The sequence below is a fragment of the Vibrio sp. ArtGut-C1 genome (genome assembly GCF_002105475.1).
GTDB lineage: Bacteria > Pseudomonadota > Gammaproteobacteria > Enterobacterales > Vibrionaceae > Vibrio > Vibrio diabolicus.
On record NZ_NCTH01000009.1, the window covers coordinates 46,750 to 58,759 of the forward strand.

General features: G+C 43.8%; 9 protein-coding genes. 7 read left to right on the forward strand and 2 right to left on the reverse strand.

The features are described 5' to 3' along the window. Positions 1 to 172 precede the first annotated feature (172 nt). Both sucC and sucD read left to right on the forward strand, forming a co-directional pair. The gene (sucC, locus tag B7360_RS10075) at positions 173 to 1,339 is read left to right on the forward strand and encodes an ADP-forming succinate--CoA ligase subunit beta (RefSeq protein ID WP_005382179.1); all 1,167 of its coding nucleotides are present in this window, start codon (positions 173 to 175) and stop codon (positions 1,337 to 1,339) included. Continuing rightward, the gene (sucD, locus tag B7360_RS10080; RefSeq protein WP_005382181.1) at positions 1,339 to 2,211 is read left to right on the forward strand and encodes a succinate--CoA ligase subunit alpha; all 873 of its coding nucleotides are present in this window, start codon (positions 1,339 to 1,341) and stop codon (positions 2,209 to 2,211) included. The genes sucC and sucD overlap by 1 nt, the downstream gene beginning before the upstream one ends. Positions 2,212 to 2,330: 119 nt before the next feature. Here sucD and znuB read toward each other — a convergent pair whose 3' ends face one another. Both znuB and znuC read right to left on the reverse strand, forming a co-directional pair. After that, complete coding sequence (znuB, locus tag B7360_RS10085; protein ID WP_085343426.1) at positions 2,331 to 3,116, reverse strand: zinc ABC transporter permease subunit ZnuB; 786 nt, start codon at positions 3,114 to 3,116, stop codon at positions 2,331 to 2,333. Continuing rightward, a complete protein-coding gene (gene znuC, locus B7360_RS10090) occupies positions 3,109 to 3,897 on the reverse strand; it encodes a zinc ABC transporter ATP-binding protein ZnuC (RefSeq protein WP_005382185.1) in 789 nt (262 codons plus the stop codon). The genes znuB and znuC overlap by 8 nt, the downstream gene beginning before the upstream one ends. Positions 3,898 to 3,975: 78 nt before the next feature. On the opposite strand from znuC, the gene znuA reads away from it, so the two are divergent. From znuA to B7360_RS10115, 5 genes are all read left to right on the forward strand, one after another. Beyond that, positions 3,976 to 4,863: a zinc ABC transporter substrate-binding protein ZnuA gene (gene znuA / locus B7360_RS10095; RefSeq protein WP_085343427.1), complete on the forward strand. Its 888-nt coding sequence runs from the start codon at positions 3,976 to 3,978 to the stop codon at positions 4,861 to 4,863. A 201-nt stretch (positions 4,864 to 5,064) separates the two neighbouring features. Then, complete coding sequence (locus B7360_RS10100) at positions 5,065 to 8,451, forward strand: AraC family transcriptional regulator (RefSeq protein ID WP_085343428.1); 3,387 nt, start codon at positions 5,065 to 5,067, stop codon at positions 8,449 to 8,451. Between the two features lie 824 nt (positions 8,452 to 9,275). Beyond that, a complete protein-coding gene (locus tag B7360_RS10105; RefSeq protein WP_005382190.1) occupies positions 9,276 to 9,503 on the forward strand; it encodes a FeoA family protein in 228 nt (75 codons plus the stop codon). Next, positions 9,503 to 11,779 (forward strand): Fe(2+) transporter permease subunit FeoB, encoded by a 2,277-nt coding sequence (feoB, locus tag B7360_RS10110; RefSeq protein ID WP_005396059.1) that lies wholly within the window; start codon positions 9,503 to 9,505, stop codon positions 11,777 to 11,779. Before B7360_RS10105 ends, feoB begins: the two co-directional genes overlap by 1 nt. Continuing rightward, positions 11,776 to 12,006, forward strand: coding sequence for a FeoC-like transcriptional regulator (locus B7360_RS10115; protein WP_005396058.1), 231 nt, complete (start codon positions 11,776 to 11,778; stop codon positions 12,004 to 12,006). The genes feoB and B7360_RS10115 overlap by 4 nt, the downstream gene beginning before the upstream one ends. The last annotated feature ends 4 nt before the right edge of the window (positions 12,007 to 12,010 follow it).

The following is a 12,010-nucleotide window of genomic DNA, read 5'->3' on the forward strand; positions in this document are numbered from 1 at the left end:
AAAATTTCAATGGCTAGACTAGCTCAACGTCTGGCCTTCATTTGAATCCCACACCATGAGTACTCGTGATGAGGGATTGATTTGAGAAGACCCTACAGACGTACAAGCAGCCAACACTGCAGCGTTATGGAAATAATAAATCCCTTAAGGGAAAAACAAACGGAATATCGAAATGAATTTGCATGAATACCAAGCCAAACAGCTGTTTGCAGAATTCGGTTTGCCTGTGCCAGAAGGCTACGCGTGTGATACACCACAAGAAGCTTTTGAAGCCGCAGGCCGTATCAGTACAGCCAAGAAAGTAGTTAAATGTCAGGTTCACGCTGGTGGCCGTGGTAAAGCGGGTGGCGTAGAGCTACACGATACAAAAGAAGGCGTTAAAGAGTTTGCACAGAAGTGGTTAGGTAAAAACCTAGTAACTTACCAAACTGACGCTAACGGTCAGCCAGTAACAAAAATCCTTGTTGAAGAAGCTTCAAATATTGCGAACGAACTATACCTAGGTGCGGTAGTTGACCGTGCTAGCCGTAAGATCGTTTTCATGGCTTCTACCGAAGGTGGTGTGGAAATTGAAAAAGTTGCGGAAGAAACGCCGGAACTCATCCACAAAGCAGCAATTGACCCACTAGTAGGTCCACAAGCTTACCAAGGTCGTGAGCTAGCGTTCAAACTTGGTCTTGAAGGCGACCAAATAAAACAATTCGTTAAGATCTTTATGGGTCTTGGCACTATGTTCTCTCAGTACGATCTTGCTCTGCTAGAGATCAACCCACTTGTGATTACTGGCGAAGGCAACTTGCTATGTCTTGACGGTAAGATCAACATCGACTCAAACGCACTGTATCGTCAGCCTAAGCTTCGTGAAATGCACGATCCTTCACAAGAAGATGAGCGTGAAGCACACGCAGCTCAGTGGGAGCTGAACTACGTAGCACTAGACGGTAACGTTGGCTGTATGGTTAACGGTGCAGGCCTAGCAATGGGTACGATGGATATCGTAAACCTACACGGCGGCAAACCAGCTAACTTCTTAGATGTAGGTGGCGGCGCGACGAAAGAGCGTGTTGCTGAAGCATTCAAGATCATCCTATCTGATGACAATGTGAAAGCGGTACTTGTTAACATCTTCGGTGGTATTGTACGTTGTGACATGATCGCAGAAGGTATTATCGGTGCGGTTAAAGAGGTAGGTGTAAGCGTACCTGTTGTTGTTCGTCTTGAAGGTACTAACGCTGACCTAGGTCGCGAAGTTCTTGCTAATTCTGATGTTGATATCATTGCTGCTGAGTCGCTAACTGACGCTGCTCAGAAAGTTGTTGCTGCTGCGGAGGCTAAATAATGTCTGTATTAATTAACAAAGACACTAAAGTAATCTGTCAGGGTTTCACTGGTGGTCAAGGTACTTTCCACTCAGAGCAAGCTATCGCATACGGTACGCAAATGGTTGGTGGTGTGTCTCCAGGTAAAGGCGGCCAAACTCACCTAGGTCTACCTGTATTCAACACAGTACGCGAAGCAGTAGAAGCGACTGGCGCAACAGCGACAGTCATCTACGTACCAGCACCTTTCTGTAAAGATGCAATCCTAGAAGCGATTGACGCGGGTATCGAGCTAATCGTAACGATTACTGAAGGTATCCCTACTACAGATATGATCGACGTGAAAGTGAAGCTAGAAGAAACTGGCGTTCGCATGATTGGTCCTAACTGTCCGGGCGTTATCACTCCTGATGAGTGTAAGATCGGTATCATGCCTGGTCACATCCACAAGAAAGGCAAAGTAGGTATTGTATCTCGTAGCGGTACTCTAACTTACGAAGCAGTTAAACAAACCACTGACGAAGGTTTCGGCCAGTCTACTTGTGTTGGTATCGGTGGTGACCCAATCCCGGGTTCAAACTTCATTGATATCCTAAAACTGTTCCAAGAAGACCCTGAGACAGAAGCGATCGTTATGATCGGTGAGATCGGTGGTACTGCAGAAGAAGAAGCAGCAGCATACATTAAAGAAAATGTAACGAAGCCAGTGGTTTCTTACATTGCTGGTGTAACTGCGCCTCCTGGTAAGCGTATGGGCCATGCTGGTGCGATTATCTCTGGTGGTAAAGGTACTGCTGAAGACAAATTCGCTGCACTAGAAGCGGCTGGCGTTAAAACTGTGAAATCTCTAGCAGAGATTGGCCAAGGTCTACGTGAAGTGACGGGTTGGTAATCGACCACACTGCTTAATAAGTATTAAAAAGCCTGCGATTTCGCAGGCTTTTCTTTTTCCGTTTCAGTGGATTTATGTTTGTTGTTAGCAAGGCCTTTCGCGTTTAATGCTCAATGCGATTATGCTTTGCTTTTAATCAGCTGGCTCAGCATAAATAAGGATGTTGCGCTGATCACTACAGAAGGGCCGGCCGGTGTATCGAAGTGCCATGATAGGCTAAGCCCCATCAGTACTGCCACTGAGCCAATAATGGATGCGAACAATGCCATTTGCTCTGGTGATGAAGAGACTTTACGTGCTGTTGCGGCTGGGATAATTAGGAGTGAAGTCATGATCAACGCGCCAACGAACTTCATACCTACTGCGATTACTACACCCACCATTAGCATTAACACCAATCTAACTAAGTCTGTATTCACGCCCTCAACAGCGGCAAGTTCTTCACTGACAGTGCTAGAAAGCAGTGGGCGCCAGAAGATGTACAAACACGCACTTACCGCAACAACACCTGCGTAAATAAACATCAGATCTTGTGGAGAGACGGCAAGTAAGTCCCCAAATAGGTAGCTCATTAAATCGACGCGCACGTTTTCCAAAAAGCTAACCGATACTAAACCGATAGAGAGTGCACTGTGTGCCAAGATACCTAACAACGTGTCTGTAGCCACAAGTTGTTGCTTTTGCAGAGTGACAAGCAAAACGGCCAGAGCTAAACAGCAGACGAGTAGCGCAAGGTAGAGATTTACGTTGAGCAAGAAGCCCAGCGCTAGGCCCATTAACGATGCATGAGCTAGGGTATCTCCGAAGTAAGCCATTTTACGCCAAACGACAAATGACCCAAGTGGACCGGCAATGATCGCGATACCAATACCAGCAAGAATAGAAGGTAGGAGAAACTCAATCATGATGGTGATGTCCGTGTTTATGGTGGGAGCATGATGTTGCATCACCGCTTACTGGCGTTCCGGATAAATCGTGATGATGGTGCTCATGGTCGTGATGATAAAACGCGAGAGACTCCCTCGCAGCATTGCCAAATAGTGCGATGTAAGAAGGGTGCTGAGTAATAGTGGCAGGTGAACCTGAGCAGCAAACATGGTGATGCAGACAAATAACATCGTCCGTTTTCGCCATCACTAAATGTAAGTCATGCGATACCATAAATACGCCACAATCAAAGCGGTGACGAATGCTCTCAATTAAGTCATAGAGATCGATTTGACCTTGGATATCCACTCCCTGAGCTGGTTCATCTAATACCAACAGCTGAGGACGTTGAAGCAGAGCACGAGCCAGTAACACTCGTTGGTTTTCACCACCGGATAAGCGATGCATATTACTATTAAGTAAATGTTCAGCGCCAACAAGCCTTAATGCATCAATGCACTCCTGCTTACTGTATTTTCCTGCTAAATTTAGAAAGCGGGTTACATTCAATGGAAGGGAGTCATTGAGCTTCAACTTTTGAGGAACGTAACCAATTTTCAGTTTTCTTTGTCGGTTCAACTTGCCGCTAGTCGGCTTTTGAAGACCTAAGATAACTTTGACTAACGTTGATTTTCCCGCTCCATTGGGACCAATTAGGGTAGTTATTTTGCCCTTTTCTAATTCCATACTAATGTTATCGAGAACTCTGCGGCCATCGAACTCGACGCATAACTGCTCAAGATGGACTAAGGAAGACATGAATGAAACTCATTTGCAAATCAATAATGTTATAATGTAACATTATCTCACTTTCCACGCCATATCCCAAGTAAAACTATGAAAAGAGCATTAATTCTTGCTGCCTCAGCAATGTTAACACTTCCAGCACAGGCAGTAACGGTACTGACGAGTATCAAACCTATTCAGTTGTTAGTAACAGAGCTTACTCAAGGAGTAACTTCACCAGACGTGCTATTGCAGTCTAACACATCACCCCATGACTATGCTTTGCGTCCATCGGATGTTAAAAAGGTCGCTTCGGCTGATTTGGTTATCTGGTACGGACATGATCTCGAACCGTTTCTAGAGAAAGTTGTTTCGGATAGATCGAATACTTTAACTATTAGTCAAATTCCAAATCTAGAATTGCGTGAATTTGATAGTGAGCACAACCATGACCATGATGGGCACGATCATGGCTCACATGATCCGCACTTTTGGCTAGGTGTAAGCCAAGCACAACAAGTGGCCAAGGCTGTTGTGAATCAACTTGTATCACTTGATCCGAAAAATGCAGCTCAATATCAAGCGAACCTCAAAAAGTTTGAACTCGAGCTAAAAGACACTGACCAACAGATAAAGCAGAAGCTGGCACCAGTAAAAAACAAAGGTTACTTTGTATTCCATGATGCTTACGGTTATTTCGAAGATCGCTATGAACTAAATCAAATGGGGCATTTTACTGTGAGCCCAGAACGCAAGCCAGGAGCGAAGACCTTAATTCAAATTCGTCAAAAGCTAAGTGGTGGAGATGTGGCTTGTGTATTTTCTGAACCTCAGTTTACTCCAGCTGTCGTTCAGAGCGTGATGCGAGGTAGCAAAGTTGCCAAAGGTGAACTTGACCCATTAGGGAGCACAATTGAAGCAAAACCGGGCAGTTACTTTACTTTTCTCAACAATATGGCGAATAATTTTGAGCAGTGCTTGAGCCAAAAGACGGATTAAGTAGTGTTGTTGTGTAGGAATAGTCCTTTTAACGTGATCCAGTAGTAAGAATTACAACCTTTGGCAAGGCGAGCCTTTTCTCAAACAGTAATTGAGATATCATTATCAATAATTAGCAGCTCAAAATAACCGTATAAGTCCATGTTGTAGAAGATATGGACGGTGAGCGCCGAGCATAAATTGATATAAAAGGTTTTCGTCTTGCTACGCCAATTAGCCCTTGTCTTGTTGGGCTTTTTCCTATCTTTCCAAGCATTTGCTCTTCATAATGCGAATGCCATCTTTTACCCTTTGCCGACTCAGGTTAAGGGTACTTTTATTGCGGCTAAAAAATTGTTCTTGGGTGAGCAAGGGGGCTTGTGGATTCACGACGTGCATGGGCGGGTGTTGTTTTATGATGGCCAAAATATCCTACCTAAATCAGGCAGTTTTTTACAAATGTCTGCCAAGCAACTGGCTTATCATGAAGGCTCGTTCTGGACCTTTGTTGAGAATGAGGTGTATCAAACTTATCCAAATCAAGAAAGACGTTTAGTCTTTAGCTTAAACCCCGGGTCGCAAATAAGAAAAATCGGTTCTTCTGAAGATTATATTTGGGTTAGTGATGGCGCACATTTCTATACTTACAACATCGATACTAACGAGTTAAAGTCCTTTTCTTTGTTGCAGCTCTATCAACATAGCAACAATAGCTATGTTTATATTAACGATGCAGTTCTGCTCGAAGAGAAGTGGGCACTTGCTACAACTTCTGGCTTTTATCTTTCAGAAGGAGATAAGTTTGACCATGTAGTCGCTTCAGGTCAGAACTACATTGAAAAGATCTACTACTCACACACGCGCAGAGAAATTCTGGTAGGAACGTTGCGTGGGGCATTAATTTTCAATATTTATCAACCTGATAAAGAGGTGATTAAGATTGGCGGCTCTCATGTGTTGACTTTCGCTGAGACAAATCAAGAGTACTGGGTGGGGACTGAGCATGGTCTGTATTTATACTCATTCTTGTCAGGTGAAGTGACAGAAGTCGAGCCTGCAAGCTTTCTTGAACTGGAGCTGGATAATACAAAGATCTATTCGCTACTGAGTGACAACATGGGAGGGATGTGGATCGCGACTAACCAAGGCATTCGCTATTACTCCTTGTTTAGTAAAAAGTTTGAACGAGTAACCTTCAGTAGTTACGACTCGCAAACCTTATCAGGGCGAATTCGACAAACTTCCACAGGACCTGATGATGCGCTTTGGTTCGCGGATGACCGAAAGCTTTACCGGACAGGTGAGAGTGGCAACATCAAAGTCTTGGAGCTTGATTCGCAGATCAATGAATTTGCATTTCAAGGTGGGATGCTTTGGCTTGCGACCTCTAAAGGGCTCGAAATATTCGAGCTGAATGGTCTTAACAAAGTGACATTTCCTTATTTACAGGTTATGGCTGGACACGCAGTGGAGCACGTGACTGTAGATGGTAATGATCGTCTCTGGGTATCAAGTGGATACCATCTTTACAATGTTGATATAACCAAGCAAAGCGTAAGAAACTTTGGAAGTGAGTGGCTAGTAAGTCAGTACTTACCAGCTAAGGTTACGCGTTTATACGACACTGAAGATTCTCTATTGATAGGGACCGATCATGGGGTTTATCAATACAGCAATGAAAACATCCAGTTCATCCGCTATTCCGAAAAGTTTGGTGAATCATTAGACATGGTCACGGCGGTTGATGGCAGTCAGTGGTTTGCGTCATCTTACGGCGTTTTTAAAACGATTAAAGGAAGTGACGAGAAACGTGTTATTGAAATGAGTGTGCCCAACGCGCGACCTGCTTGCTTGATCAGAGACAGGCAAGGCGTGTGGTTAGCCTCTTCTGTCGGACTAAGCTATTACCACCTTTCGGGTGAATTAGTGAAACATTATTCATCAGCGTCTGGCTTAATGAACAACGAGTTTCTACCAGGAATTTGCAGTGTTATACAGTACACAGAAGATGGTGAGCGAGAGCTCGTCCTAGGGTCGAAATACGGGTTGGTAAAAGCTGAAGCATCCAAGCTGCTTGTGTCCAACCCTCCAGAGTCGAAGTTTATCGTGAGCCAAGTTGTGCTTGAAAACGAGGTTCTACAAGTTGGTAGCGCCGATTTGAATGGAATAAAATTACCGTATGGCTCTTCTCTAAGTTTCTTATTTGGCGTGATGCCAAAACCAGACAGCCAAAATTTGTATTATCGATTGAATAGCGATGATCCTTGGCAAGCGCTAGAGGGAGGCCAACTGACTCTAGAGCATCTCAATTCCGGTGAATACCACCTACAGGTAAGTAATGAGTCTCAAGTCGCTGCTGGATTGGTTGGGCTCGAGTCGTATTTTATTGTGCTTAATCCTTGGTATTTATCGCAACTCGCAATTTTAGGTTTTGTGGTCGCGAGTATTGCCATGGTTGCACTACTTATGTACTGGCGTTCTCGCTATGTTGTACAGGCTAACCGTGATTTAGCTGCGCAAGTGACACTCAAAACTAACCAGTTGAGGCATCAAAGCCGAGTGTTGTTGACGAGTAACCAACAGCTACGTAAACAGATTCAAGTCAGAAACCTGTTGGTTGATCACGTGGCGCAATCTATTAAGTCCAGTGTGGATTTTATAGCGTCAAAATTACCCATACCTTTGGATGCAGCTACGGAAGATCATCTGGCGAAAACGACATGGCAATTAAATGAGTTAAAAAGTGTTCCTGGCGAAGCTAGCGGCGGTAGTCACAATTACAATTTGAGTCAGATAACTCAATCGGTGGTTGATGTATGGCAAGATGATTTTGCGAAGGCTGGGATTATGGTGGAGCTTGAAGATGAGAGAAAAACAAGTCGAATTGCTCTGGAAAGCTTTAACCTTGATGTTATCTTCAACAGCATTTTTGCCAATATCATCAAGCGTTCTTTCCGAGGCCAAACGGTGAGAATCATGCTAGAAGAGGGCAATGATATTGTTTCATTGAGTTTTCTTGATTATGGGACGCAACTGCCTAATAAAGTCACGACCGGGCGTCCATCTAATATGAACCACTCTGAATTGAGTATTGATCATCTTGCCCAGTTAGTGACAACGAGTGGAGGATACTTGGCGGTGTTTACTTCCGACGCTCAAAATAAAATCGAAATTACATGGCCAACTGCGAAGGAAATGAGTTATGTGGATGAATCTTTGCAAGAATTTGAGTCTGAACCTATCGTCGAAGATAAAGTGACCCCAGAGAAAGAATGGTTGCAAAAAGTCTATCAGCTGGTGGCTGAGCATTACCATGACCCTGAGTTTGGTACTGCTTTAGCGGCTAAAATGCTGTTCATGTCAGAACGCTCTTTACAGAGGCGCTTTAAATCAGCCTCGTCAAGAACGTTAAAAGATTATGTAACCGAAGTTCGTTTAGAAACGGCGTGTGAGCAGTTATTAGCGGGCGAGAAAATCAGCGAAGTAGCGTTTAACTGCGGCTTTAATGATCCTTCTTACTTTAGCCAAAAGTTTAAATTGCATTTTGGTTTGCCTCCTTCCAAGTTTGCTTTGACTCAAGAAAGCCAAGAAAGCCAAGAAACCAACTAAAAACCCTCATTACACACTCCCTAGTGAATATTCAAAAGACTGGGGAGCTGCTCATAGCGCTCTACTATTCTAGAGCTACCAATGCAGTGATTCTCATTGCTTCTTCATCACATCTAGCCTACAAATCCATTCTCAATACGTAAGCACGGTCACGCTCTATCTGTTAGTAGCGCTGTTCTTAGCTATAACCATACATGGCTTAAGAGGACGGATTTACCTACGGCGACAAATAGATGAATGGTTGTATTTTTGTATCTAGAGTGTGTTGGTTCATTTGAGTAGTGGGGGCATGTGAAATTCGTGAAAACAGAACTGTGCTAAAAAGGTGGATAAGATAAAGAGTTTAGAGAGATGAAAAAAAATATCGTGGTATAGCCGGGGGGACTATACCACGGGTGTCAATGACACCTTCGCTTGCTGCCGGAGTGACATGTTGCCATGCCACCTCTGGAATTCATTTGAGAGGTTGCCCTCTCGATGGAGTAACTATACGAGAGGTTACTTATTTTTCTTATAAAAATAACGCCATGTTGATATGAGAAAAACGACAAGTTTTAAATGCAATCTAACCTGTTGTTTTGTATGCAAGTTTTTATCTTTGCCATTTGTTTGTGACATTTTTATTTCATTGGTCGTGATTTTTAATTGTTAATTTTGACGTAAATAACGAGAGGAAATTTACGGAGTTGACGTTTGAAAGCATGAAAACATTTATGAAATCTTTGATTTCACACAAGGATTGAATGGTTATAGGAGAGTAATATTGGCAGCCTAAACTTATTAAATAATAATATTTCTCATTAGCAATACTCTTAAGGGCCACTATGAAGTTATCAGAGATTAATCCTGGCGATACGGTGACGATTCGGTTGTTAGATGGTCTTTCATCAGATATCAGAAAGAAACTCATGGTAATGGGGCTGCTTCCCAATACAGAAGTCAAAGTGATTCGACGTGCTCCAATGGGCGATCCTTTACAAGTCGAAGTCCGTGGTGTGTCTGTCGCATTGCGAGAAACCATTGCTCAGAAAATTGAAGTGGAGCGAGTGTAATGCAATATCAAGTGCTTACCGTAGGTAATCCTAATAGTGGTAAAACGACGCTATTTAATGGTTTGACTGGCGCAAAACAGCAAGTTGGTAACTGGGCAGGCGTCACCGTTGAAAAGAAAACGGGACAATTCAAACATGCGGGTGACGAGTTTTTGCTCACTGACCTTCCTGGTATTTACTCGTTAGACAGTGGTAATGATAGCAATAGTATTGACGAATCCATTGCATCGCGTGCGGTTCTAACTCATCCTGCCGATCTCATTATCAACGTGGTTGATGCCACGAGTTTAGAGCGCAGCTTATATATGACGTTACAACTTCGCGAACTTGGCCGTCCTATGATTGTTGTTCTCAACAAAATGGATGCACTAAAACGTGAACGTCAAATGATTAACGTTTCAGAGCTTGAGAAAACGTTAGGTTGTCCTGTAGTAAGTTTATCTGCAACCAATAAAACTCAAGTTGCAGAGTTTAAAGAAAAACTTCATAAGTCCATCGTTCAAGGGGTCGCGCTTAAAGAGTTATCTTTGCATTACGGTGAAAAGATGGAGTCGGCGATTCAAACTGTTTCCGCACTTTTTAACGATCAAACCGTCGCCCATCGTGCATTAGCGATTCGTGCGCTTGAAAAAGACACGATGGTTCTCAATAGCCTTTCCGATATTGATAGAAGCAAAGTATTGGAAGTCATTGCGACTTTAGATTTGGATATCGATTTACATGTCGCGGATACCAAGTACACATACCTGCATGAACAGTGTAAAAAAGTTCGCCGAAGCGAAGGCAAGCTAAGCCGTAGCGTGACTGAAAAACTCGACCAATTTATTTTGAACAAGTGGATTGGGATCCCATTCTTCTTTGTGGTTATGTACTTGATGTTTATGTTCTCGATTAACATCGGTAGTGCATTTATCGACTTTTTTGACATTGGTGTAGGCGCATTGCTGGTTGATGGTGGACACCACTTATTAGATGGTCACCTCCCCGTATGGCTAGTTACGGTGATTGCTGATGGTTTAGGCGGCGGTATTCAAACAGTTGCGACCTTTATCCCGGTCATTGCGTGTTTGTACTTATTCCTTGCTGTGCTTGAGAGCTCGGGTTACATGGCACGCGCTGCGTTTGTGCTTGATAAAGTGATGCAGAAAATCGGCTTGCCGGGTAAAGCGTTTGTCCCTTTGGTTCTTGGTTTTGGCTGTAACGTTCCGTCAATCATGGCAACGCGCACGCTAGACCAAGAGCGTGAGCGCAAGTTGGCTGCGTCGATGGCACCGTTTATGTCATGTGGTGCTCGCTTACCTGTGTACGCTTTATTTGCTGCCGCTTTCTTCCCAGGCTCTGGTCAAAACATTGTGTTTGCACTTTACCTACTTGGTATTGTCGCCGCGGTGTTTACCGGTTTGTTCCTCAAGCACACGCTGTATCCTGGCAGCAGTGATAGCTTGGTGATGGAAATGCCTGACTATGAGCTTCCGACATTGCAGAACGTCGTGATCAAAACTTGGCAAAAACTTAAGCGTTTCGTACTGGGTGCAGGTAAAACCATCGTTGTGGTTGTTGCTATCTTGAGCTTCCTCAACTCGCTAGGAACTGACGGTACATTCGGTAATGAAGACAGTGATAAATCGGTTCTATCAAAAGCCGCTCAGGTTGTGACGCCAGTGTTTGCACCAATTGGTATTCAAGAGGATAACTGGCCAGCAACGGTTGGTATTATTACTGGTATCTTCGCGAAAGAGGCAGTCGTGGGCACATTGAACAGCTTATATACTACGCCAACCGATGGAGAGGATGCAGAATTTGATCTTATGGGTAGCCTAGAAGAAGCGGTGATGAGCATTCCTGAAAACCTAGCAGGGCTGAGCTATTCTGATCCGCTGGGAATTGACGTCGGTAATTTAGCGGATTCTCATGCAGTCGCAGAGGAGCAAGAAATTGATGAATCGATCTTTGGTAACATAAAAGAGAAATTTGTTTCTGGTCATGCTGCTTTTGCGTACCTAATTTTTATCTTACTTTACACTCCTTGTGTGGCTGCGATGGGGGCCTATGTTCGAGAATTCGGCAATAACTTTGCGCGCTTTATAGCGGTATGGACAATGGGGCTCGCGTACTTGAGTGCGACTTTCTATCATCAGCTTATGCATTTCGCTGATAGCCCTATCACCAGCGGCGTTTGGATTGCCATAATTATTGCGATTTTCTTTGGCACGTACCGCGTTTTCAAGCGCGTAGGCAAGAAACATCAAGGCGAGTTTGAGGCGCAAGTCGTATGATTTTAAAAGAGCTTTATCAATATATTGCCGAAAAAGGAACGGTTTCCCAATCTGAGCTAGCAAAACAGTTCGGAATGAGTGAAGACGGTGCAGACGCCATGTTAAGTGTATGGATTAACAAAGGTCGCATTTCTCGCTTGGTAGATACAAATAAAGCTCATCATATAACGCGAATACGCTATGCAGTCACAAAGCACGATGGTTTGTCACTTACCGTAACCATGTAGTAGG

What these genes read in the sequence shown, in the direction of transcription:
- sucD (WP_005382181.1), top strand. Translation starts at nt 1,339, where the DNA reads ATGTCTGTATTAATTAACAAAGACACTAAAGTAATCTGTCAGGGTTTC.
- B7360_RS10115 (WP_005396058.1), top strand. Translation starts at nt 11,776, where the DNA reads ATGATTTTAAAAGAGCTTTATCAATATATTGCCGAAAAAGGAACGGTT.
- znuA (WP_085343427.1), top strand. Translation starts at nt 3,976, where the DNA reads ATGAAAAGAGCATTAATTCTTGCTGCCTCAGCAATGTTAACACTTCCA.
- znuB (WP_085343426.1), bottom strand. Translation starts at nt 3,116, where the DNA reads ATGATTGAGTTTCTCCTACCTTCTATTCTTGCTGGTATTGGTATCGCG.
- B7360_RS10105 (WP_005382190.1), top strand. Translation starts at nt 9,276, where the DNA reads ATGAAGTTATCAGAGATTAATCCTGGCGATACGGTGACGATTCGGTTG.
- feoB (WP_005396059.1), top strand. Translation starts at nt 9,503, where the DNA reads ATGCAATATCAAGTGCTTACCGTAGGTAATCCTAATAGTGGTAAAACG.
- sucC (WP_005382179.1), top strand. Translation starts at nt 173, where the DNA reads ATGAATTTGCATGAATACCAAGCCAAACAGCTGTTTGCAGAATTCGGT.
- znuC (WP_005382185.1), bottom strand. Translation starts at nt 3,897, where the DNA reads ATGTCTTCCTTAGTCCATCTTGAGCAGTTATGCGTCGAGTTCGATGGC.